Source organism: Citrobacter sp. Cf132, from assembly GCF_030333885.1.
Lineage (GTDB): Bacteria > Pseudomonadota > Gammaproteobacteria > Enterobacterales > Enterobacteriaceae > Citrobacter > Citrobacter freundii.
In genome coordinates this window covers 219,318-242,964 of the sequence record NZ_JAOWFA010000054.1, presented here as the reverse complement: position 1 = coordinate 242,964, position 23,647 = coordinate 219,318, and the positions used below count along the sequence as shown (strand labels likewise).

24 protein-coding genes and 1 pseudogene are annotated in these 23,647 nt (G+C 53.0%); 8 read left to right on the top strand and 17 right to left on the bottom strand.

Annotation, left to right across the window (positions count from 1 at the left end; genetic code table 11):
- The 9 genes from tuf to fkpA form a co-directional block, all read right to left on the bottom strand.
- Window positions 1-1,097: elongation factor Tu (gene tuf, locus OGV85_RS12435; RefSeq protein WP_118262821.1), on the bottom strand; the 1,097-nt coding region annotated here is incomplete at its 3' end.
- 69 nt (window positions 1,098-1,166) lie between these two features.
- On the bottom strand, window positions 1,167-3,281 hold the full coding sequence (fusA, locus tag OGV85_RS12430; protein WP_003023659.1) for an elongation factor G: 2,115 nt from the start codon (window positions 3,279-3,281) through the stop codon (window positions 1,167-1,169).
- Window positions 3,282-3,377: 96 nt separating this feature from the next.
- Complete coding sequence (gene rpsG, locus OGV85_RS12425) at window positions 3,378-3,848, bottom strand: 30S ribosomal protein S7 (RefSeq protein WP_003023657.1); 471 nt, start codon at window positions 3,846-3,848, stop codon at window positions 3,378-3,380.
- Between the two features lie 95 nt (window positions 3,849-3,943).
- On the bottom strand, window positions 3,944-4,318 hold the full coding sequence (gene rpsL, locus OGV85_RS12420) for a 30S ribosomal protein S12 (RefSeq protein WP_003023654.1): 375 nt from the start codon (window positions 4,316-4,318) through the stop codon (window positions 3,944-3,946).
- Between the two features lie 125 nt (window positions 4,319-4,443).
- Complete coding sequence (gene tusB / locus OGV85_RS12415) at window positions 4,444-4,731, bottom strand: sulfurtransferase complex subunit TusB (protein WP_003023651.1); 288 nt, start codon at window positions 4,729-4,731, stop codon at window positions 4,444-4,446.
- A 7-nt stretch (window positions 4,732-4,738) separates the two neighbouring features.
- Window positions 4,739-5,098, bottom strand: a complete 360-nt coding sequence (gene tusC / locus OGV85_RS12410) for a sulfurtransferase complex subunit TusC (RefSeq protein ID WP_003023649.1) — start codon at window positions 5,096-5,098, stop codon at window positions 4,739-4,741.
- Window positions 5,098-5,484 (bottom strand): sulfurtransferase complex subunit TusD, encoded by a 387-nt coding sequence (tusD, locus tag OGV85_RS12405; protein WP_003023646.1) that lies wholly within the window; start codon window positions 5,482-5,484, stop codon window positions 5,098-5,100. Before tusD ends, tusC begins: the two co-directional genes overlap by 1 nt.
- A complete protein-coding gene (locus tag OGV85_RS12400) occupies window positions 5,484-6,206 on the bottom strand; it encodes a helix-turn-helix transcriptional regulator (RefSeq protein ID WP_003023643.1) in 723 nt (240 codons plus the stop codon). Before OGV85_RS12400 ends, tusD begins: the two co-directional genes overlap by 1 nt.
- A gap of 167 nt (window positions 6,207-6,373) precedes the next feature.
- Window positions 6,374-7,192 carry an FKBP-type peptidyl-prolyl cis-trans isomerase gene (gene fkpA / locus OGV85_RS12395; RefSeq protein WP_003023641.1) on the bottom strand — a complete coding sequence of 273 codons (819 nt, stop codon included), beginning with the start codon at window positions 7,190-7,192 and terminating at the stop codon, window positions 6,374-6,376.
- A gap of 232 nt (window positions 7,193-7,424) precedes the next feature.
- Between fkpA and OGV85_RS12390 the strand changes: the two genes are divergently transcribed.
- On the top strand, window positions 7,425-7,643 hold the full coding sequence (locus OGV85_RS12390) for a protein SlyX (RefSeq protein WP_003023639.1): 219 nt from the start codon (window positions 7,425-7,427) through the stop codon (window positions 7,641-7,643).
- A 198-nt stretch (window positions 7,644-7,841) separates the two neighbouring features.
- Here OGV85_RS12390 and slyD read toward each other — a convergent pair whose 3' ends face one another.
- The 4 genes from slyD to kefG form a co-directional block, all read right to left on the bottom strand.
- Complete coding sequence (gene slyD / locus OGV85_RS12385) at window positions 7,842-8,447, bottom strand: peptidylprolyl isomerase (RefSeq protein ID WP_003023634.1); 606 nt, start codon at window positions 8,445-8,447, stop codon at window positions 7,842-7,844.
- Between the two features lie 94 nt (window positions 8,448-8,541).
- Window positions 8,542-8,742 carry a YheV family putative zinc ribbon protein gene (locus OGV85_RS12380; protein WP_003023632.1) on the bottom strand — a complete coding sequence of 67 codons (201 nt, stop codon included), beginning with the start codon at window positions 8,740-8,742 and terminating at the stop codon, window positions 8,542-8,544.
- Between the two features lie 9 nt (window positions 8,743-8,751).
- On the bottom strand, window positions 8,752-10,557 hold the full coding sequence (gene kefB / locus OGV85_RS12375) for a glutathione-regulated potassium-efflux system protein KefB (RefSeq protein ID WP_003023630.1): 1,806 nt from the start codon (window positions 10,555-10,557) through the stop codon (window positions 8,752-8,754).
- Complete coding sequence (gene kefG / locus OGV85_RS12370; protein ID WP_003023629.1) at window positions 10,557-11,108, bottom strand: glutathione-regulated potassium-efflux system ancillary protein KefG; 552 nt, start codon at window positions 11,106-11,108, stop codon at window positions 10,557-10,559. The genes kefB and kefG overlap by 1 nt, the downstream gene beginning before the upstream one ends.
- Before the next feature lie 132 nt (window positions 11,109-11,240).
- On the opposite strand from kefG, the gene OGV85_RS12365 reads away from it, so the two are divergent.
- Window positions 11,241-13,142 carry an ABC transporter ATP-binding protein gene (locus tag OGV85_RS12365; RefSeq protein ID WP_061547485.1) on the top strand — a complete coding sequence of 634 codons (1,902 nt, stop codon included), beginning with the start codon at window positions 11,241-11,243 and terminating at the stop codon, window positions 13,140-13,142.
- 52 nt (window positions 13,143-13,194) lie between these two features.
- Here the strand turns inward: OGV85_RS12365 and OGV85_RS12360 are convergent, their stop codons facing one another.
- Window positions 13,195-14,685, bottom strand: a complete 1,491-nt coding sequence (locus OGV85_RS12360) for a nicotinate phosphoribosyltransferase (protein WP_061547484.1) — start codon at window positions 14,683-14,685, stop codon at window positions 13,195-13,197.
- Window positions 14,686-14,699: 14 nt separating this feature from the next.
- On the bottom strand, window positions 14,700-15,560 hold the full coding sequence (prs, locus tag OGV85_RS12355) for a ribose-phosphate diphosphokinase (protein WP_061547483.1): 861 nt from the start codon (window positions 15,558-15,560) through the stop codon (window positions 14,700-14,702).
- A gap of 191 nt (window positions 15,561-15,751) precedes the next feature.
- On the opposite strand from prs, the gene OGV85_RS12350 reads away from it, so the two are divergent.
- From OGV85_RS12350 to OGV85_RS12335, 4 genes and pseudogenes are all read left to right on the top strand, one after another.
- Window positions 15,752-16,471, top strand: a complete 720-nt coding sequence (locus OGV85_RS12350; protein WP_048218763.1) for an NUDIX hydrolase — start codon at window positions 15,752-15,754, stop codon at window positions 16,469-16,471.
- A 35-nt stretch (window positions 16,472-16,506) separates the two neighbouring features.
- Window positions 16,507-17,575, top strand: a pseudogene (locus OGV85_RS12345) (hydrolase).
- Complete coding sequence (locus OGV85_RS12340; RefSeq protein WP_003023615.1) at window positions 17,572-17,790, top strand: YheU family protein; 219 nt, start codon at window positions 17,572-17,574, stop codon at window positions 17,788-17,790. Before OGV85_RS12345 ends, OGV85_RS12340 begins: the two are co-directional and overlap by 4 nt.
- 53 nt (window positions 17,791-17,843) lie before the next feature.
- Window positions 17,844-18,713: a phosphoribulokinase gene (locus tag OGV85_RS12335; RefSeq protein WP_003023614.1), complete on the top strand. Its 870-nt coding sequence runs from the start codon at window positions 17,844-17,846 to the stop codon at window positions 18,711-18,713.
- A gap of 98 nt (window positions 18,714-18,811) precedes the next feature.
- On the opposite strand, the gene OGV85_RS12330 is transcribed toward OGV85_RS12335, so the two are convergent.
- Window positions 18,812-19,216: an OsmC family protein gene (locus OGV85_RS12330; RefSeq protein ID WP_003023611.1), complete on the bottom strand. Its 405-nt coding sequence runs from the start codon at window positions 19,214-19,216 to the stop codon at window positions 18,812-18,814.
- Window positions 19,217-19,522: 306 nt separating this feature from the next.
- Between OGV85_RS12330 and crp the strand changes: the two genes are divergently transcribed.
- Both crp and OGV85_RS12320 read left to right on the top strand, forming a co-directional pair.
- Entirely contained in the window at window positions 19,523-20,155 is a 633-nt protein-coding gene (gene crp, locus OGV85_RS12325; protein ID WP_000242758.1) for a cAMP-activated global transcriptional regulator CRP, read from the top strand.
- A gap of 51 nt (window positions 20,156-20,206) precedes the next feature.
- Entirely contained in the window at window positions 20,207-22,294 is a 2,088-nt protein-coding gene (locus OGV85_RS12320) for a YccS/YhfK family putative transporter (RefSeq protein WP_003023605.1), read from the top strand.
- Window positions 22,295-22,385: 91 nt separating this feature from the next.
- On the opposite strand, the gene argD is transcribed toward OGV85_RS12320, so the two are convergent.
- Entirely contained in the window at window positions 22,386-23,603 is a 1,218-nt protein-coding gene (gene argD / locus OGV85_RS12315; RefSeq protein WP_003023603.1) for a bifunctional acetylornithine/succinyldiaminopimelate transaminase, read from the bottom strand.
- Window positions 23,604-23,647: the final 44 nt, after the last annotated feature.

The window sequence follows — 23,647 nt, the reverse complement described above, 5'->3', positions numbered from 1 at the left end:
GGGTGGATCAGGGTAACAACCATTTTGATGTTGTCGCCCGGCATTACCATCTCTACGCCTTCCGGCAGTTCGATGGTACCAGTCACGTCAGTAGTACGGAAGTAGAACTGCGGACGGTAGCCTTTGAAGAACGGAGTATGACGGCCGCCTTCGTCTTTGGACAGAATGTACACTTCAGATTCGAACTTGGTGTGCGGCTTGATAGAGCCCGGCTTAGCCAGTACCTGACCACGTTCGATTTCTTCACGTTTGATACCACGCAGCAGAACACCAACGTTCTCACCAGCACGGCCTTCGTCCAGCAGTTTGCGGAACATTTCAACGCCAGTACAGGTAGACTTAGCAGTCTCTTTGATACCAACGATTTCAACTTCTTCACCAACTTTGATGATACCGCGCTCTACACGACCGGTAACAACGGTACCACGACCGGAGATGGAGAATACGTCTTCGATAGGCAGCAGGAACGGCTTGTCAATCGCACGCTCTGGTTCTGGGATGTAAGAATCCAGGAAGCCAGCCAGTTCGATGATTTTCGCTTCCCACTCTGCTTCGCCTTCCAGCGCTTTCAGAGCAGAACCACGAACGATCGGAGTGTCGTCGCCCGGGAAATCGTACTGAGACAGAAGTTCACGAACTTCCATTTCTACCAGTTCCAGCAGCTCTTCGTCATCAACCATGTCGCATTTGTTCAGGAACACGATGATGTACGGAACGCCTACCTGACGACCCAGCAGGATGTGCTCACGAGTCTGCGGCATCGGGCCGTCAGTCGCAGCAACAACCAGGATCGCGCCATCCATCTGCGCAGCACCGGTGATCATGTTTTTAACATAGTCGGCGTGGCCCGGGCAGTCTACGTGTGCGTAGTGGCGAGTCGGGGTGTCATATTCAACGTGAGAAGTGTTGATGGTGATACCACGAGCTTTTTCTTCCGGCGCGTTATCGATCTGGTCGAATGCACGAGCAGCACCGCCGTAGGTTTTAGCCAGTACGGTAGTGATTGCAGCGGTCAGGGTAGTTTTACCGTGGTCAACGTGGCCGATGGTGCCGACGTTAACGTGCGGTTTTGTACGTTCAAATTTTTCTTTAGACACGGCTATATTCCTTACTATAGTGCTCTCCCCTATGGAGAGAGCACGGGACTTAGGTTTTAATCCTGTGGATTATTTACCACGGGCTTCAATAACGGCCTGAGCAACGTTGTTCGGCGCATCGTCGTACTTCAGGAACTCCATGGAGTAAGAAGCACGGCCTTTGGTCAGAGAACGCAGCTGGGTTGCATATCCGAACATTTCAGACAGCGGAACTTCAGCATGGATAACAACGCCAGTGACGTTGGATTCCTGACCACGAAGCATACCACGACGGCGGCTCAAGTCACCGATTACGTCACCGGTGTTCTCTTCCGGAGTCTCTACTTCAACCTTCATGATAGGCTCAAGCAGAACTGGTTTCGCTTTCTTAAAGCCATCTTTGAAGGCGATAGAAGCGGCCAGTTTAAACGCCAGCTCAGAGGAGTCAACGTCATGGTAAGAACCGAAGTGCAGACGCACGCCCAGATCAACAACCGGGTAACCAGCCAGCGGGCCAGATTTCAGCTGTTCCTGGATGCCTTTATCAACGGCCGGGATGTATTCGCCAGGAATTACACCACCTTTGATGTCGTTGATGAACTCGTAGCCTTTCGGGTTTGAACCCGGCTCCAGCGGGTACATGTCGATAACAACATGACCGTACTGACCGCGACCACCAGACTGCTTAGCGTGTTTACCTTCGATATCGGTAACTTTCGCGCGAATCGCTTCACGGTAAGCAACCTGAGGTTTACCGACGTTCGCTTCAACGTTGAATTCACGCTTCATACGGTCAACGATGATGTCGAGGTGCAGCTCACCCATACCAGCGATAATGGTCTGGTTAGATTCTTCGTCAGTCCATACGCGGAATGACGGGTCTTCTTTAGCCAGACGGCCCAGAGCCAGACCCATTTTTTCCTGGTCAGCTTTGGTTTTCGGTTCTACCGCGATGGAAATTACCGGCTCAGGGAATTCCATACGTTCCAGAATGATCGGGTGATCCGGGTCACACAGAGTGTCACCAGTGGTCACGTCTTTCAGACCGATAGCAGCAGCGATATCGCCCGCGCGAACTTCTTTGATCTCTTCACGTTTGTTAGCGTGCATCTGTACGATACGGCCGAAACGTTCACGTGCAGTTTTCACGGAGTTCAGGATGGTGTCACCGGAGTTAACCACACCAGAGTACACGCGGAAGAAGGTCAGGTTACCCACGAACGGGTCGGTAGCGATTTTGAATGCCAGAGCAGCAAACGGCTCGTCATCGCTAGCATGACGCTCAGCAGGAGTATCTTTACCGTCGTCCAGAATACCGTTGATCGCAGGTACGTCTACTGGGGATGGCAGGTAATCAATTACCGCATCCAGCATCGCCTGAACACCTTTGTTCTTGAACGCAGAACCACAGGTTACCAGGATGATTTCGTTGTTCAGAACACGCTGACGCAGAGCTTTTTTGATCTCTTCTTCAGTCAGTTCTTCACCACCCAGGTATTTCTCCATCAGCTCTTCTGAAGCTTCTGCAGCGGACTCGATCAGGTTCTGGTGCCATTCTTCAGCCAGTTCCTGCATGTCAGCCGGGATATCTTCATAAGTGAAGGTTACGCCTGCATCTTCTTCGTTCCAGTTGATGGCTTTCATTTTCACCAGGTCAACAACACCGGTGAACGCTTCTTCAGCGCCAATTGCCAGCTGCAGCGGAACAGGGTTCGCGCCCAGACGGGTTTTGATCTGACCAACAACTTTCAGGAAGTTCGCACCCATACGGTCCATTTTGTTAACGAACGCAATGCGCGGAACTTTATATTTGTTTGCCTGACGCCATACGGTTTCAGACTGAGGCTGAACACCACCAACTGCGCAGTAAACCATTACTGCACCATCAAGCACACGCATGGAACGTTCTACTTCGATAGTGAAGTCAACGTGCCCCGGGGTGTCGATGATGTTTACGCGATGCGGTTCATACTGCTTAGCCATACCAGACCAGAATGCAGTAGTCGCTGCGGAGGTGATAGTAATACCACGTTCCTGCTCCTGCTCCATCCAGTCCATGGTGGCTGCGCCGTCATGAACTTCACCGATTTTATGGTTTACACCGGTGTAGAACAGAATACGTTCGGTAGTAGTGGTTTTACCGGCGTCGATGTGCGCACTGATACCGATGTTACGGTAGCGCGCGATGGGTGTTGTACGAGCCATTTGATTCCTCGTTTATCTTTTAGGCGTTCAATTTAAGTAGCCCAAAGCGGGCTGCTTACTAGAAGCGCCCGCCTGGTGACTAAAACTCCGAAGGGATTACCAACGGTAGTGTGCGAACGCCTTGTTGGCTTCTGCCATACGGTGAACGTCTTCACGTTTCTTAACTGCAGTACCTTTGTTTTCTGCAGCATCAGAAAGTTCGTTCGCCAGGCGCAGAGCCATGGATTTATCACCGCGTTTACGAGCAGCTTCAACGATCCAACGCATTGCCAGAGCATTACGACGGACCGGACGGACTTCAACTGGTACCTGATAAGTAGAACCACCAACGCGGCGAGACTTAACTTCGACAGTCGGGCGCACGTTTTCGAGAGCTACTTCGAAAGCTTCCAGTTCGTTTTTACCAGAACGCTGAGCCAGGGTCTCCAGCGCGCTGTATACGATAGTTTCGGCAGTAGATTTTTTACCATCTACCATCAGGATATTTACAAATTTAGCCAGCAGTTCTGATCCGAACTTCGGATCCGGCAGAATTTTACGCTGACCAATGACGCGACGACGTGGCATGGAAATACTCCGTTGTTAATTCAGGATTGTCCAAAACTCTAAGAGTTTAGTTTGACATTAATATAAAACGTTTGGCCTTACTTAACGGAGAACCATTAAGCCTTAGGACGTTTCACGCCATACTTGGAGCGTGATTGCTTACGGTCTTTAACGCCGGAGCAGTCAAGCGCACCACGAACGGTGTGGTAACGAACACCCGGGAGGTCTTTTACACGACCGCCACGGATCAGGATCACGGAGTGCTCCTGCAGGTTGTGACCTTCACCACCGATGTAGGAAGTCACTTCAAAACCGTTAGTCAGACGAACACGGCAAACTTTACGCAGTGCGGAGTTCGGTTTTTTAGGAGTGGTAGTATATACACGAGTACATACGCCACGTTTCTGCGGGCATGCTTCCAGCGCAGGCACGTTGCTTTTTGCAACTTTGCGTGCACGTGGTTTGCGTACCAGCTGGTTAACTGTTGCCATTAAATAGCTCCTGGTTTTAGCTTTTGCTTCGTAAACACGTAATAAAACGACCTCATACAATATGAGGACGCAGAATTTTAGGTCGGTGTCGAAAAGGTGTCAAGAAATATACAACGATCCCACAATTACCAGGACATCTGGCTGGGATGCTTCACCGTAAGTCTGACGAAGTCAGTATAGCTAACCCTGACGACACTGTCTGAAATTTGACCACTCAACCCGCGAGCCTTAATGTCTTCTTCCAGTACATAGACCTTAATGGAGGCATTTTGCAGACTTTCAAGGAAACGGCTTCCTTCGATTGCTGCCGTCACGCCATCCTGGAGCAATAAAAGTTCATCGTCTTTATCAATCAGACGAAGAAGAGAGGAGAAATCGGTAAGCCACGCGGAGCGATGTAGTGTGTGCAGCATGAGAGTCTCAAAACCTTAAAATGACGTCATAGTTGCCTAACTCACGGCGTAAATCTTCCGGTTCAAGCGCTGTCGCATTGATCACAAAATTACTCCCCTGCTGAAGGCCCCGCTCGCGTAATGAGGCAGCGCAGAGCCAACATTGATCGATATCGTACAACCCTAACAGTTTGAAGGTCGCGATATAGTCTCGCGCCAGCACGGCATCCGGTTGCTGTCCCTGAAGGATTTGAAAGACGCCATCACCGATAAAAAACACACCGAGGTCTTCCGTTAATGCAGAGGTCGCCAGCAATGCATCTAACCCTTCACGGCCAGATGCGCTGCCGTGCGGCACGGTAGAAAAGACAAAAGCAACACGTTTCATCAGAATTGCACCACGCGATCGCAGGTCAGGGATGCCTCAGCCAGTGATCCAAGCCCGCTGAGGTTAAAACCTGATTGTAAATTAGCTCCTGCCAGCCCCAGCCGCTTTGCCTCAGTCTCATCAACCACGCCGCGTCGCAACGCCGCAGCCACGCAAATATTCAGTGTTACACCATGCTGTTGGTTCAGCTGTTGCCAGGCCCGTACCAGATCGTATTCATCACTGGCAGGCGAAGTGAGTAGGTTGGCGTTATACACACCTTCACGATAGAAAAAGACGCTGCTTAGCTCATGCCCTTCTTTGAGTAGCGCATGAGCAAATTGCAACGCGCTGCTCGCCTGCTGCGTGCCGTATGCAGGCCCCGTCACCATGATGGCAAAACGCATTACTTATCTTGCCCCTGGAAATCGCCACTTTTGAACTGACGAATATAGAGGTAGACCGTATGTTTGGAGATGTTCAGCCGATCGGCGACCTGGTTGATGGCATCTTTAATATCGAAGATGCCTTTCTCATACAAATTCAGGACTATCTGGCGGTTCTTCGCGTTGTTGGAAACATTACGATCGGCATTCACTTCTTCGATTGTGAATTCCAGCGTCTGGGTAACCAGATCTTCCACCGAAGAAGCAAAGTTGACGGCAGAGCCCACTTCCGGGGTTTCCGGTGGGATAAAGGTATTCATAATCTGCGAGAAAGGGACATCAAGGTTCATGTTGATGCACAGCAGACCAATCACGCGATGCTCACGGTTGCGAATGGCAATCGTCACCGACTTCATCAAGACACCGCTTTTCGCACGTGTGAAGTAACACTTCGACACGCTGCTATCCGCACCCGTCATATCATGCAGCATACGCAACGCAAGGTCAGTAATCGGTGAGCCAATTTTACGGCCCGTGTGTTCACCGTTAGCAATGCGGATGGCCGAGCATTTCAAATCCTGCAAAGAGTGCAATACGATTTCACAATGGGAACCAATGAGCATCGCCAACCCGTCCACTACCGCTTCGTAGGATTTGAGGATATCGAAGTCGGTTTGATCGAAAGGACGTTGATCCAGCAAATCTAGCTCACTGGTTTCGTTGGTTAAAAGCGACCTGGACATGAAAAAAAGCACTCCTTTTCAGGAGCCTGTCGTTATGTTGTCAGGGCAGGCTCATCACTATTATAGGGGCATCTAAAGTAATACAGCGCACAAGGCGCTTTCCAGTATTAATTATATCCTGTCGATAATAAAAAACCGCCGCCCTGTGGGCGGCGGTTTCTGTTAGCTTATTTTTTGCTGCTGTCTGCAGCTTTATCTGCCGGTGCAGCATCTGGCTGCGCGTCAGCTTTCGGTGCCGGTTTGATGTCTAACAGTTCAACATCAAAGACCAGCGTAGAGTTGGCCGGAATGCCCGGAACGCCCGTTTTGCCGTAAGCCAGATCCGGTGGGATAACCAGCTGGATTTTGCCGCCTTTCTTGATGTTTTTCAGGCCTTCAGTCCAGCCCGGGATTACACCGTCAAGACGGAAAGAGAGCGGCTCACCACGGGTATAAGAGTTATCAAACTCTTTACCATCGATCAGCGTACCTTTGTAGTTAACAACCACGGTATCGCTGTCTTTCGGTGCAGCGCCGGTACCTTCTTTCTCTACTTTGTAGACCAGGCCAGTAGCCGAGGTTTTAACGCCTTTCTCTTTAGCAAATTTCTCGCGGTAAACTTTACCTTTGGCTTCGTTGTCAGCCGCGTCTTTTTCCATTTTTGCCTGGGCGGAGCTCTTCACGCGCGCTTCAAACGCCTGCAGAGTTTGTTCGATTTCCTGGTCAGACAGTTTGCTCTTGTCTGCAAACGCATCCTGAACACCAGCGATCAGCTGATCTTTATCCAGTTTGATGCCCAGCTTTTCCTGCTCTTTCAGAGAGTTTTCCATATAACGACCCAGGGACGCGCCCAGCGCGTAAGCGGCTTTTTGGTCGTCATTCTTGAATGCTGCTTTGCTGTCAGCAGTAGCGGCTGGTTTCGCAGCATCAGCAGCGAAGGTGATCGGGGCATGCAGAGCAACAGCCATTGTGGTCGCCAGCAGCGTTACTTTAAACAGTGATTTCATCCATATCTCCAGGGCCGGGGCATCTCACCCCAGGGTTAACTAACATAAAAATGTACTATAAAGCGTTGCAGAACAAATCAACATACAGGCACGCCCTATTATCACCACTTTTCAGACTCTTTTTGTTTAAATTAGTTTCGTTACCGAAGATTGAGTGCTGTGCAAACAGGCAAAGTTAAGTAGAATTCGCCGCAGTCCGCGATCTGCCGGAGAAAAAAGAAAGAGGTGAATCATGCAGGATACAACAATGGAAACTCGCCTGGCTGAACTGGAAAGTCGCCTGGCATTTCAGGAGATAACCATTGAAGAGCTCAACGTGACGGTGACCGCGCATGAACTGGAAATGGCCAAACTGCGCGACCATCTGCGTCTGCTGACGGAAAAGCTCAAAGCAACGCAACCGTCCCACATCGCGTCGCAGTCTGAAGAGACCCCTCCGCCACATTATTGAGACGTAAAAAAGCGGGGATATCCCCGCTTTTTTTGTGTCCGAAAGCGCTAACGCTTATCGGATCTACTCACATATACCCAAAGGATTTCAAATCACAGCAAGGCGGCAAGCTTGAGGAAGTCCTGGGAGCATAGATAACTATGTGACCAGGATTCGAAAGCGCAGCCAACACCGCTGTGGGTTGAAAGACGAAGGGTATTAGTGGCAACCGCAGCCGCCGCCGTTACCTTTACCGCCACCGCCGCAGCAGCCTTCGCCGCCGTGCTCGTGACCATGGTCGTGGCCGTGTCCACCGCAGCAACCGTCATGACCGTGGTCATGATCGTGGTCGTGACCGTGCGCACCGTGAACGTGGCCGTGAGCCAGTTCTTCTTCGGTCGCTTCGCGGATAGCAACAACTTCTACGTTGAATTTCAGATTCTGGCCAGCCAGCATGTGGTTACCGTCAACCACAACGTGGTCGTCTTCCACTTCGGTAATTTCTACCGGTACTGGACCCTGGTCAGTTTCAGCCAGGAAACGCATGCCAACCTGCAGTTCGTCAACGCCCATGAAGACGTCTTTAGGAACGCGCTGCACCAGGTTTTCGTCGTACTGACCGTATGCGTCGTTTGCGCCAACAGCAACATCGAATTTGTCGCCAACTTCATGACCGTCCAGCGCTGTTTCCAGGCCAGAAATCAGGGAACCGTGACCATGCAGGTAGTCCAGCGGTGCACTCACCGGAGACTCATCAACCAACACACCGTCTTCTGTACGTACCTGATAGGCCAGGCTGACCACCAGGTCCTTTGCTACTTTCATGATATCTCCTGAGCATGGAAAGAATAGTGGCGCAGATTGTAGCGGAATTCTGCACCCGTGTACCCTCTAGCTTAAAAAAAGCTGCGCCATATCGCTAGTCCGGATGAAAAATCCCGATCACTTGCTCTTCTTTGCGAACGTGCTCGCGCGCCTCTTTATCGGCTTCCCGCATCTGATGACCGCACTTAACACACTCAACAATATCGATATTATTTTCACGCCACATCGCCAGCGTATCCTGCGACTGGCAGGACGGACATTTTGCGCCTGCGATAAAACGTTTACGAATTGCCATGATTATCCTCTACTCAAATTCATCCCAGCCATCCAGCTGACGTCGCTCTTGCTGCATCTCTCGTTGGAAAATTTCCTCCAGCTCGCGCCGTGCTTCCCTGGCTCGAGAGATTTGTACCGTATCTGTATGCATGGGGATCAGTTCCCGCAGCATGCGCATATCCAGCCGACGAAAATGCAGCTGAGCACGCTGGGCCTGGTGCGGATGCATCCCCAGTGTAACCAGCGTTTTACGCCCCAACTCCAGCGCACTGGAGAACGTTTCGCGGGAAAACTGCGTCACACCGGCCTGTAATAACTCATGCGCCTCTACACGTCCGCGCGCTCGCGCAAGAATATGCAAATGCGGAAAATACTGTTGGCACAGTTCCACCAGTTTCATTGTGTCTTCAGGCTCATTACAGGTAATAACAATAGACTGTGCCGCCTCTGCCCCTGCGGAGCGCAACAGTTCCACCTGAGTGGCGTCACCGTAGTAGACCTTATAGCCATATTTGCGCATCAGATTCACCGCGCTGATATCTCGCTCCAGGACGGTAATACGCATTTTATTGGCCATCAACAGGCGACCAATAACCTGACCAAAACGCCCAAACCCCACTACAATCACCTGCGGTTTATCATCTTCCACCCAGGGTTTTTCGTCTTCCTCATCCGTGCCGTTAAACTGGCGGGAGAGCCATTTATCAATCAACTTCATCACCAGCGGCGTGGTCATCATCGACAGCGTGACGGTCACCAGCAGCAACGCCATTTGGTCGCCCTGAAACAGCCGTTGCGAGGATGCCGTTGAAAACAGCACGAAAGCGAATTCACCGCCCTGACTTAAAACCCCGGCAAATTGCATCCGTTCAGAGCTTCTCATGCCGTTAAGACGCGCCAGTACATACAGCACCAGCATTTTTACGACTACCAGCACGATCACACTCGCTGCCACCCACAGAATATGGGTGTAGAGCACGCCGAGATTGAGCGACATGCCAACGGAGATAAAAAACAGCCCGAGCAACAGTCCTTTAAAAGGATCGATTGCCGTTTCCAGCTCGTGTCGGTATTCACTTTCCGCCAGCAGCACACCCGCGATAAACGTTCCCAGCGCCATTGACAGCCCCAGCGCATCCATAAATAAAGCAGAACCCAGCACCAACAGCAGCGTGGCAGCGGTGAACACTTCCCGCACGCCAGAATCCGCAATAAAGCGGAAAACCGGACGCAGCAAATAGCGCCCGCCAATCAGCATGCCGGCAAAGGCCAGCACCTTCATTCCCACTTTAATCCAGTCAAAATGTTCGTCAGCAGACCCCGCCAGCAGCGGAACCAGCGCCAGCGCAGGGATCACCGCCAGATCCTGAAACAGCAGCACCGAAAAACCCAACTGCCCGGATTCACTGCGGTTCATGCCTTTCTCACGCATCAACTGTAGCGCCATCGCGGTCGATGACATCGCCAGACCAATGCCGCCAACCACTGCCGCCTGCCAGGAGAACGCAGTGAGCATCAATAATCCGGCCAGCACCACCGCGCTCAGCATCACCTGCGCGGCGCCGACGCCAAAAATTGAACGCCGCAGTTGCCACAGCTTGGCCGGGTTAAGTTCCAACCCAATGATGAACATCAGAAAAACTACGCCCAGCTCGGAAAAGTGCAGGATTTCATCCACATCACTGATGAACCCTAATCCCCACGGGCCGATGGCAATACCCGCCAGCAAGTATCCCAACACCGGGCCGATACCCAACCGCGATGCCAACGGTACCGCCGCCACCGCTGCGAAGAGGAACAACACTCCGGCTGTCAACAAATCTGAACCTTCCATCAGCGGCCTCCCACAGGGATCGGATTCGCCAGCCAGTCACCATACGCTTTCGCATGGCTGTCCAGCTCCTGCTTCGTTTGCCTTCTGGCCCAGTAAACGATAATAGGGCTCATCCAGTGCATGCGGCACATACCGGCCGTCAGCTCGAAAGGGCGCAGCACATCGCTCATTGGATAACGGTTTAGCGCGTCATAGCGGTAGGCACTTTCCGGTTCTCCGGTAGTGATAACGCTACGCCAGTACTTTCCCGCCAGTTGATTCCCTCCTGGACCGCTGGCAAATCCACGGCTCAGTACGCGGTCAAGCCACTCCTTTAACAGCGCCGGACAGCTATAGGTATAGAGTGGGTGCTGAAAAACAATCACATCATGCTCACGCAGCAGCGCCTGTTCATGCGGAATATCGATAAAAAAATCAGGATAGTGCGCGTAAAGGTCGTGCACGGTAACATTGCTGAGCTGCATGGCCGGTTTAAGCAGAACACGGTTCGCGACCGAGTCCTGAGATTCCGGATGGGCATACAGCAGCAAGACTTTCGCTGGCTGGAACATCATCCCCCTCCCGGTTTTGTCTTTTGTCTATTTTCGACGTTTTGGGCTACCATTGCGCCTCGGTGCGGCAAACGGCCCGCACATTACATTATCATAATGATAAATTAACATAGTCTGAACATACGGCGCCTTATGATTGTTTTCTCATCGTTACAAATTCGTCGCGGCGTGCGCGTCTTGCTGGACAATGCCACGGCCACCATTAATCCAGGGCAGAAGGTTGGCCTGGTGGGTAAAAATGGCTGTGGTAAATCTACCCTGCTGGCATTGCTGAAAAATGAACTCAGCGCCGACGCTGGAGGATTTACCTATCCGGGAAACTGGCAGCTCGCGTGGGTGAATCAGGAAACGCCTGCGTTGCCACAGCCCGCGCTGGAGTACGTCATTGACGGCGACCGCGAATATCGTCAACTGGAAGCGCAGTTGAACGACGCCAACGAACGTAACGATGGACATGCCATTGCCACTGTCCATGGCAAGCTGGATGCCATCGATGCCTGGACCGTGCGTTCACGCGCCGCCAGCCTGCTGCATGGCCTAGGTTTCTCCAACGAACAGCTTGAACGGCCGGTCAGCGACTTCTCCGGTGGCTGGCGTATGCGCCTCAACCTGGCCCAGGCGCTGATTTGCCGTTCAGACCTACTACTGCTCGATGAACCTACCAACCACCTCGATCTCGACGCGGTGATCTGGCTGGAAAGATGGCTGAAAAGCTATCAGGGCACGCTGATCTTGATCTCCCACGACCGCGACTTCCTCGATCCGGTGGTGGATAAAATTATTCATATCGAACAGCAAACCATGTTCGAGTACACCGGCAACTACAGCGCGTTTGAAATCCAGCGTGCGACCCGCCTCGCGCAGCAACAAGCCATGTACGAAAGCCAGCAGGAGCGCGTGGCACATCTGCAAAGCTATATCGATCGCTTCCGCGCTAAAGCAACGAAAGCAAAACAGGCGCAGAGTCGTATCAAAATGCTGGAACGCATGGAGCTGATTGCCCCAGCGCACGTGGACAACCCGTTCCACTTCAGCTTCCGTGAACCGGAAAGCCTGCCAAACCCGCTGCTGAAGATGGAAAAGGTCAGCGCTGGCTACGGCGATCGCGTCATTCTCGATTCGATCAAACTGAACCTGGTGCCGGGTTCCCGCATCGGTCTGCTCGGTCGCAACGGCGCGGGTAAATCGACGCTGATTAAGCTGCTGGCCGGCGAACTGGCCCCCATCAGCGGCGAGATTGGCCTGGCGAAAGGCATCAAGCTGGGCTACTTCGCGCAGCACCAGCTGGAGTTTTTACGCGCCGATGAATCACCAATTCAGCATCTGGCACGCATGGCGCCGCAGGAGCTGGAGCAGAAACTACGAGACTACCTGGGTGGATTCGGCTTCCAGGGCGATAAAGTCAGCGAAGAGACTCGCCGCTTCTCCGGTGGCGAAAAAGCGCGTCTGGTGCTGGCATTGATCGTCTGGCAGCGCCCGAACCTGCTGCTGCTCGATGAACCGACCAACCACCTGGACTTAGATATGCGTCAGGCGCTGACCGAAGCGCTGATCGATTTTGAAGGCGCGCTGGTTGTCGTCTCGCACGACCGTCACCTGATCCGCTCCACCACCGACGACCTCTATCTGGTACACGACAAGAAAGTCGAGCCGTTTGATGGCGATCTGGAGGATTATCAGCAGTGGCTGAGCGATGTCCAGAAACAGGAAAATCAGAGCGACGAACCAGCGAAAGAGAGCGTTAACAGCGCCCAGGCACGTAAAGACCAGAAGCGTCGTGAAGCGGAACTGCGCACTCTGACGCAACCGCTGCGCAAAGAGATCACCCGTCTGGAAAAAGAGATGGAGAAACTGCACGCGCAGTTAGCTCAGGCGGAAGAGAAACTCGGCGACAGCGAACTGTACGACCAAAGCCGCAAAGCCGAACTCACCGCTTGTCTGCAGCAGCAGGCCAGTGCGAAATCCGGACTGGAAGAGTGTGAAATGGCCTGGCTGGACGCTCAGGAGCAGCTTGAGCAGATGCTCGCCGAGTAGTCATAATTGCCGGATCCGACGCCAATACGTCCTATCCGGCATTTTTGTTGAATTATCCCTGCATCGCCAGACGCTGGCGGATTTCTTCGAAATGCTCGCGGTTAAACAGCTTGCCGTTGAGAAAACGAGTTTTCAGCTCCCCTTCCTGCTCTTGTTTCCAGGTTTGTTCATCATGCAGACGCAGTTCCCCTTGCTCATCACGTGTGACGCGAAGCAGACCACGGGCTGAACGCTTCAGGCCATTATCGGTTTTCGGCTCTTTGAAAATCGTCCGGCCTTTGCCGTCGACTTCTCCCCACGTCGCTTTCATCGCAAAACCGAAGGTGTCACGCGTGTTGTACTGATAGGTAAAGGAACCGACGCCAAACACGACGTTTGAACTGGCAAATCCTTTCGATTCCAGACGACGCAGGATCTCATTCGCCCGCTCAAGGGTGATGGAGTCGCCATAAATCAGTCCCACATGCGGGTCGAGCACCTTGTAACCTTTGGCGTTAATCGTACCGCCAAAAATCTCCCACAGCACTTCCACGGACCCTTTCTCCTGAGCGGTACGATCGCTGCTTGTATCGTTATCTTCGCCAGTACCGCACAGAATCTCTACCGGGTTGCCGCTATCCGGACGGAATACCACACGACCTTCACGCGCCAGAATGATGCTCTTCAGTTCGCGGGTATATTCCGACAGCACCTGCCAGTAGTCCCAGGTATCAGATACTATCGATACAAATCCTTGCGGGTAGAGATCGGCAATCAGGCGGCGGAAGGTTTCAATCTCATGCTCGCGCTCGCCCATACACATCACGCTGTGTTCAGTAGCTGGAATGCTGGCGCCGATAAAATAGGTCTCGCCGTCGGTGTAGTAATCGCGGGCGTACAACAGAGATGGAATACTGTCGGTCCCTTTAAAGCTCAACAAATGCCCACTGCCCGCCTGCATGGTGTCTTGTAATCCGGACATACCGCGAAATGAAAAGTCATGGCACTGGAAGTCAAGATGCGTCAAGTCGCTACAGGTTTTCTGTGCCCAGCGTGCGCAGATTTTACGGTAATGGTGAGCAATCGTGGCGTTTGTCGACGCTTTCCACAATTCCGCCGACAGGACGGTCTCCAGGTAATTCACCAGCCAGAAAAATTCGGGTTTGGTGTTGATAATGGTTAAAACCGGTACCGCCATCGGGACTTTACTGCCTTCATCCAGCGCCTTGATGTGCAGCGGCAGATAGCCCAACTGATGCAATGCACGAATATGGTCCACCGCCACCGCATCTTTGCCGAGATAGCTATCCATGACCTGTTTGTATTCACTCACAACCTCATCTTCCGGACGGGCAAAGAACGCCTCATTAAACAGGTCGACTAAAAACCACTGCATAAACCCCTGCAGGCCGAAAAATACCAGTTTGCCATCCGCCAACGGCGAGGAGAAAAAGCGATCGCTGCGTGGGGTAAAGTTGGAATACACGCGACGGGTGCCCTGCGGATACTGCACGCGGTGAGACACTTTGTAGCCGTCGATAGCTAAAATAGGATTCATTTTCATAACAGGTGTCTCCCTCAGGCGCGGTAAATCGCGTCAATATCGATAAGTTCAAGCTGCGGATGTTCCAGCGTCGGGGCAGCTAAAGAAGTGGAGGTGTAGATGGCGTCAATACCGTTAGCAAACAGGTGTTCAACGCCCTTAGAAAAGATCCCGTGGGTGACGTACAGGCTAACGCTGCGGGCACCGGCATCACGTAGCACCTGCGCAGAACCTATGAAGGTGCCGCCAGCATCACACAGGTCGTCGACAATCAGCAGATCCCTCCCCCTGACGTCTCCGGCCAATAACGCAAATCCCGTCAGGCTGCCGCTTGCCACATCACGTTTTTTGCTCAGGATGGCGTACTGCTCCACACCGGCCGCTCTGGCTACGGCATCAATCTTCTTCAGGGATCCTGCATCGGGAGCAACCAACATCAGCGCGTTTTGCTGAAACAGCCGCGATAATGACGCGCTTTGCATCAGGCAAACCTCCTGGGGGATCGCCACAAAGTTGTCGATTGCAGCCGCCGCCGCGTCACTGTGCGGGTCGAGCACGTTGACCTTGTCAAACTTCAACGTATTGAGCTGACTGGCGAAGACTTTCAGCGCAAAGCTGTCACCCGATACCATATGTCTGTCCTGACGCGCCCACGGCAGCCAGGGAAGGTCGAGATGGCTGACCAGTACATCGGTCTGATGACGGACCGCCTCAACCAGTTGCGCCAGCAGCATAAAATCGTTCATATCGCGCAAAGCCGTGGCACGGATGCGCATCAGGCGAGCAAAGGTTGGCAACGCATCGGTGACTTTTAACCAGACAGCACCATCAGGAAAAACACCGCTGGCAACGGCATAGGACTGGTCGTCCAAAGTTAGTGTCAATTTTATGTTCATCGCGTTCACCCCTCAATTGTGTCCCTTAGACACAATTAATAATGTCCTTAAGACACATATTAGGCAAGCATAAAATGAATTATTTTTAAGCTGTTAGTTAATCCACTGATAAGTAATAAGAAAAAACGAGCCTTGCCCCCCAGTACCGGGCTGGTACACTTATCAGCGTTACAAATCATCGTGAGTACCTTATGACCACCGAAGCCGACTACCTGAATCAGTACGACGCCAGCCGCTTCCCTTCACCTCTGGTGACAGTAGATAGTGTGTTATTTACCCTGCATCAGCAGGCGCTGTGCGTATTACTGGTCGAGCGGGCAAAGCAGCCGCAAAAAGGACGTTGGGGATTACCCGGCGGCTTTATTGATATCGAAAACGATGATTCAACCCGTGCCACCGCACTGCGCAAACTCACTGAAAAAACGGGTGTTTCGCCTTCGTGGCTGGAACAACTGGATACCTTTTCCGGGCCTGATCGTGACCCGCGCGGCTGGAGCCTGACGGTCACCTGGTTTGCACTAATCGCCTGGGTAGACTGCGCGCCCCATATCGCCAGCGTCAGCAATGCCCGTTGGGTGCCGGTTGATGAGTTGAAAAACTATTCACTCGCGTTTGATCACGAGAAAATCATTACAGCGGCGCTGCATCGCTTGCGGCAAAAAACGATGTACTCGCTCCTGCCAGTGTACTGCTTGCCGGAAACATTTACCCATGGGCAACTACTCGAAGCCACTGAGGTGATCCTCGGTCAGTCGATCCAGCGTAAAAGTCTGATTCGTCGCTTTGAAGCGTCAGGAATGTTTGAAGATACTGGAGAAAGCGTGGCGACAGGGACGCGTAAAGCCCGCCTGTGGCGACGTAAACCTAACGTCGATTTTCATTTTTTCTCGCGTAACCTGCTGACTGACTAGCGACAAAATCACATATTGGCTAACCCGCACGCGCTGTGCGCGGTATAGTTATTCTTTCCGATTATTAATTGCTCCGGTGTTATGGTTGAAATCACGTCCACAGAAATGACCCCACCTACCGACGATTCGCGAGAATTCCGCCCGATGCGCGGTATCAGTAACCGCCATCTGCAGACGATGCTGCCGCGATTAATTCGCCGTAAGGTGAAGTTCGACGCCCACTGGCAGCGTCTGGAATTGCCCGACGGTGATTTCGTCGATCTGGCGTGGAGTGAAGATCCGCAACAGGCGAAACACAAACCGCGCCTGGTGGTTTTTCACGGTCTGGAAGGTAGTCTGAACAGCCCCTACGCACATGGCCTGATTGAAGCAGCACAAAAGCGCGGCTGGCTGGGCGTGGTAATGCATTTTCGCGGTTGCAGTGGTGAGCCCAATCGTTTGAACCGTATTTATCACTCCGGTGAAACAGAAGATGGCACCTGGTTTTTACACTGGCTGGAACGTGAGTTCGGTCGCGCACCGACCGCCGCGGTAGGTTATTCACTCGGTGGAAACATGCTGGCTTGTCTGCTGGCAAAAGAAGGCAACGATATTCCGATAGATGCAGCGGTTATCGTTTCTGCGCCTTTCGTGCTCGAAGCCTGTAGCTACCATATGGACAAGGGCTTTTCCCGTGTCTATCAGCGCTACCTGCTCAATTTATTGAAAGCCAACGCCTCGCGTAAGCTTGAGGCGTATCCAGGTTCGCTGCCGGTAAGTCTGGCCCAGTTGAAATCTTTGCGCCGCATTCGCGATTTTGACGATCTGATCACCGCCAAAATCCACGGTTTCGCCGATGCTATAGACTATTACCGCCAGTGCAGCGCCATGCCGTTGCTCAATCGGATCGCCAAACCAACGCTGATTATCCATGCTAAAGACGATCCGTTTATGGATCATCACGTGATCCCGAAACCGGAAAATCTGCCTTCGCAGGTGGAATATCAGCTGACTGAACATGGCGGCCACGTCGGATTTATTGGTGGCACAGTGCGCCGTCCTGAGATGTGGCTGGAATCAAGAATCCCGGACTGGCTGACAACGTATCTGGAGGCGTCATCATGATTATCCCATGGCAAGATATCTCTCCGGACGCGCTGGACAATCTGATTGAAAGCTTTGTCTTGCGTGAAGGCACCGATTACGGTGAACATGAACGCTCGCTCGAACAAAAAGTCGCCGACGTCAAACGCCAACTACAATCAGGTGAAGCCGTGCTGGTGTGGTCCGAACTGCATGAAACGGTCAACATTATGCCGAGGAAGCAGATTCACGAGTAATCCCTAGCCGCCGGCCGACTTTACTATAATTACAACCATTTCATGGAGTTGTTATGTCTGCCAAACATCCGGTGATTGCGGTAACAGGATCCAGCGGCGCGGGGACCACCACCACCAGCCTCGCGTTTCGTAAAATTTTCGCGCAGTTAAACCTGCGCGCCGCCGAGGTGGAAGGTGACAGTTTTCACCGCTATACCCGTCCGGAAATGGACATGGCGATTCGCAAAGCACGCGATGCCGGGCGGCATATCAGCTATTTCGGCCCCGAAGCTAACGACTTCGGTCTGCTGGAGCAAACCTTCATTGAATACGGCCAGACGGGCAAAGGTCAGTCGCGTAAATACCTGCACACCTACGATGAAGCAGTACCGTGGAATCAGGTTCCGGGGACATTCACGCCCTGGCAGCCGCTGCCTGAACCGACGGATGTCCTGTTCTATGAGGGACTTCACGGCGGCGTTGTCACCCCTCAGCAAAATGTGGCCCGGCATGTCGATCTGCTGGTTGGCGTGGTGCCAATCGTGAACCTGGAGTGGATCCAGAAGCTGATCCGCGATACCAGCGAGCGTGGACACTCGCGTGAAGCGGTGATGGACTCGGTGGTGCGCTCAATGGACGATTACATCAATTACATCACGCCACAGTTTTCCCGTACGCATATCAACTTCCAACGCGTACCAACCGTCGATACCTCTAATCCCTTTGCCGCCAAGAGCATTCCGTCACTGGATGAAAGCTTTGTCGTGATTCATTTTCGTAATCTGGAAGGGATCGACTTCCCGTGGCTGCTGGCCATGCTGCAGGGCTCATTCATTTCTCATATCAATACGTTGGTCGTACCGGGCGGAAAAATGGGTCTGGCGATGGAATTGATTATGCTGCCGCTGGTGCAGCGACTGATGGAAGGCAAAAAGATAGAGTGATATGTGGAAAGCGCCCGATGGCGCTTCGCTTATCGGGCCTACGACTCAACATCGCCCTGTAGGCCGGATAAGGCAACGCCGCCATCCGGCATCAGCAATTACGCGGCAACCACTTCATAGGAGTGGGTAATGTTCACCGCCTTTTCCAGCATCAGCGCCACGGAGCAGTATTTTTCCGCCGAAAGATCGACCGCACGTGCGACGGACGCATCTTTCAGATCGTTACCCGTTACGATGAAATGCAGGTTGATATGGGTAAACAGGCGCGGCGCTTCATCACGACGCTCGGAGGTCAGCTTCACTTCGCAGTTGGTCACATCCTGACGACCCTTTTGCAGGATCGACACCACATCAATTGCGCTGCAACCACCCGCAGCCATTAAGACCATTTCCATCGGGCTCGGCGCTTTATCACCGGAATTACCGTCCATCAAAATCTGGTGGCCAGAGGCGGACTCACCGAGGAAGGTCAGCCCTTCAACCCACTTAACACGTGCTTGCATATTTTATTACTCCGATGCATCAATTTTCCTGACAGATTACGCGCACACAACAAATCTCGCAACGGAAGGCGACCTGCGTCATGCTGAAGCGAGACACCAGGAGACACACGGCGAAAGCTATGCTAAAACAGTCGGGATGCTACAGTAATACATTGACGTACTGCATGTATGCAGAGGACATCACATTACAGGCCGTCGCACGTATTGACAGCCCCCTTCCCAGGTAGCGGGAAGCACATTTTTGCAAACCCAGAGACAGGATGTTTTTTGGCTCTGGAGACAGCTTATAACAGAGGATAACCGCGCATGGTGCTTGGCAAACCGCAAACAGACCCGACTCTCGAATGGTTCTTGTCTCATTGCCATATTCATAAGTACCCATCGAAGAGCACGCTGATTCACCAGGGTGAAAAAGCGGAAACGTTGTACTACATCGTTAAAGGCTCAGTGGCAGTGCTGATCAAAGATGAAGAAGGGAAAGAAATGATCCTTTCTTATCTGAATCAGGGCGATTTTATTGGTGAATTAGGCCTCTTCGAAGAAGGTCAGGAACGCAGCGCCTGGGTCCGTGCTAAAACTGCATGTGAAGTCGCTGAAATTTCCTACAAAAAATTTCGCCAATTAATCCAGGTCAATCCAGATATTCTGATGCGCCTGTCCTCTCAGATGGCTCGCCGTCTGCAGGTCACGTCTGAAAAAGTGGGCAACCTTGCCTTCCTCGACGTTACCGGTCGTATCGCGCAGACTCTGCTGAATCTGGCGAAACAGCCTGATGCGATGACCCACCCGGACGGCATGCAGATTAAAATCACCCGTCAGGAAATCGGCCAGATCGTTGGCTGCTCCCGTGAGACCGTCGGTCGTATTCTGAAGATGCTGGAAGATCAGAACCTGATCTCCGCACACGGTAAGACCATCGTCGTCTACGGCACACGTTAACCCCATCGAAGTGGCGCGTTACCCCGTAATGCGCCACTTTTGTTTGCTCCGATGTGGCGAAGACTGATATACCACCCAGAGATCAACTACGCACTACGACAAACGCTGGTGCTATGTTTACCTGTGGCCGTCGGCCTGATCATCGGTCAGCTTCATCTGGGACTCCTCTTTTCCCTCGTCCCTGCCTGCTGCAATATTGCCGGTCTTGATACCCCGCATAAGCGCTTTTTCAAACGCTTAGTGATTGGCGCGTCTTTGTTTGCCGGATGCAGTCTGATCATGCAATTACTGCTGGCACAGACTATACCGCTGCCGCTGATCCTCACCGGCCTGACGCTGATTCTTGGTGTAACCGCAGAATTAGGCCCTCTGCATGCGCGACTACTACCTGCCTCGCTTATCGCGGCAATTTTCACACTCAGTCTGGCAGGTAACATGCCCGTCTGGGAGCCGCTGCTAATCTACGCGCTGGGCACATTGTGGTATGGCCTGTTCAACTGGTTCTGGTTCTGGATGTGGCGCGAGCAGCCGCTGCGTGAGTCGCTCAGCTTGTTGTACCGCGAATTAGCCGATTACTGTGAGGCCAAGTACAGCATGCTGACCCAGCATGCCGACCCAGAAAAAGCGCTGCCTCCCCTGCTGGTGCGCCAGCAAAAAGCGGTGGATTTAATTACCCAGTGCTATCAGCAAATGCATATGCTGTCGGCGCATCGCAACAACGATTATAAGCGCCTGCTACGTGCCTTTCAGGAGGCGCTCGATTTACAGGAACATATTTCCGTTAGCCTCCACCAGCCGGAAGAGGTGCAAAAGCTGGTCGAACGTAGCCACGCCGAACAAGTGATTCGCTGGAATGCGCGCACCGTCGCCGAACGCCTTCGCGTACTGGCCGATGATATTTTGTATCACCGCTTACCGACCCGTTTCTCAATGGAAAAGCAGATTGGCACGCTGGAGAAAATCGCCAACCAGCATCCGGACAATCCGGTGGGTCAATTTTGCTACTGGCACTTCAGCCGTATTGCCCGTGTGCTACGCACCCAGCGGCCACTGTATGCCCGTGATTTAATGGCTGACAAGCAGCGTCGGCTGCCGCTGATCCCTGCCCTGAAAAGCTATCTGTCGTTGAAATCCCCGGCGCTGCGTAATGCCGGACGCATCAGCGTCATGTTGAGCATTGCCAGCCTGATGGGCAGCGCCTTACACCTGCCAAAACCCTATTGGATTTTGATGACAATCCTGTTTGTCACGCAAAATGGCTACGGGGCAACCCGGGTACGTATCTTACACCGTTCAGTAGGGACGCTCGTCGGTCTGGTGATCGCCGGCGTCACGCTGCACTTTCATATTCAGGAAGGTTACACGCTGGCAGGCATGCTACTGATAACCCTGGTGAGTTATCTGACCATCCGCAAAAACTACGGCTGGGCTACCGTCGGCTTTACCGTCACCGCGGTATATACCCTGCAACTGCTGACACTGAACGGGGAACAGTTTATCGTGCCGCGGTTTATCGATACGGTCACTGGCTGCCTGATCGCTTTTGGCGGGATGCTCTGGCTGTGGCCGCAGTGGCAGAGCGGTTTACTGCGTAAAAACGCCCACGATGCGTTAGAAGCCGATCAGGAGGCCATTCGCCTGATTCTTAGCAACGATCCCCAGGCCACACCGCTGGCGTATCAACGCATGCGGGTCAACCAGGCGCATAACACGCTGTTCAACTCACTTAACCAGGCGATGCAGGAGCCTGGGTTCAACTCGCACTATCTGGCGGACATGAAACTGTGGGTTACGCATAGTCAGTTCATCGTCGAACACATCAACGCAATGACTACGCTGGCAAGGGAACATACGATGCTGACGCCGGATTTGGCGCAGCGATATCTGGAGTCCTGTGAAATTGCGATCCAGCGCTGTCAGCAGCGGCTGGAATATGACGGACCCGGAAGCTCCGGCGATGTGAATATTCTTGAGGCGCCAGAGATGCTGTCCCATGGGCCTTTAAGCACCCTTGAGCAGCATCTGCAGCGGGTTTTGGGGCATCTGAACACCATGCATACCATTTCGTCGGTAGCATGGCGTCAGCGACCGCACCATGGGATCTGGCTGAGCCGCCGGTTGCGGGACATGAAAGGTTAAGATCGACTGCCGGATGCGCTACGCTTATCCGGCCTACGAATCACACCTTACCCTGTAGGCCGGATAAGGCGCTCGCGCCGCCATCCGGCAATCAACCCACCACTTTCGCCACGGCCTGCGCGAAGCGCTGCATCCCTTCATCGATATCGGTCTGCTCCACCACCAGCGACGGCGCGAAACGCATCACGTCCGGTCCGGCGTTCAGTACCATCACGCCTTCATTCGCCGCGGCGTACAAGAAATCACGCGCCCGGCCTTTAAACTGCGGCTTCAGTTCGGCGCCAATCAGCAGTCCCATACCGCGAATGTCGCTGAAAATGTCAAACTGCTGGTCAATTTTCTGCAAATGCTGAACAAACGCCTGGCGTTTGGCCTGAATACCTTCCAGCACTTCCGGCGTGTTGATGATATCAAACGCAGCTCCCGCAACCGCGCAGGCCAGCGGGTTACCGCCGTATGTGGAGCCGTGTGAACCCACGTGGAACGCGGAGGCAATCTCCTGGGTGGTCAGCACCGCGCTCACCGGGAAACCGCCACCGAGCGCCTTGGCGCTGGTGAGGATATCCGGCGTCACGCCGTAGTGCATATAGGCAAACAGTGAGCCAGTACGCCCCATCCCGCTCTGTACTTCATCAAATACCAACAGCGCCTGGTGCTGATCACAGAGCTCACGCAAGCCTTGCAGGAATGCCGGCGTTGCCGCAGTAACGCCACCCTCGCCCTGAATAGGCTCGATCACCACCGCGCAGGTGTGATCGTCCATCACCGCTTTGACCGCATGCAGATCGTTAAACGGGACATGGATGATATCTGCCGGCTTTGGTCCAAAGCCGTCGGAATATTTCGGCTGCCCGCCGACGGATACGGTAAACAGCGAGCGGCCGTGAAACGCGTTATGGAAGGCAATGATTTTGGTTTTGAACGGGCTATGACGCACGCAGGCATAGTGGCGCGCCAGCTTAAAGGCGGTTTCGTTAGCTTCGGTACCGGAGTTCATGAACAGTACGCGTTCGGCGAATGTTGCCTCAATGATTTTACGGCCTAAGCGCAACGCAGGTTCGTTGGTGAAAACGTTGCTGGTATGCCACAGGGTTTCACCCTGGGTTTTTAACGCCTCAACCAGTGCAGGATGGCAATGCCCTAACGCGGTAACTGCAATGCCGCCCGCGAAATCAACATACTCTTTACCCTGTTGATCCCATACTCGACTCCCTTTCCCTTTTACCGGGATAAACTCAGCCGGTGCATAAATCGGCAGAATCACTTCATCGAATGTCGCGCGTGTAATTGCAGTTTGTTCAGTTGCCATGTCATTACCACCCTGTTAAGCAGAAATGCTAGTGAAATTATAAT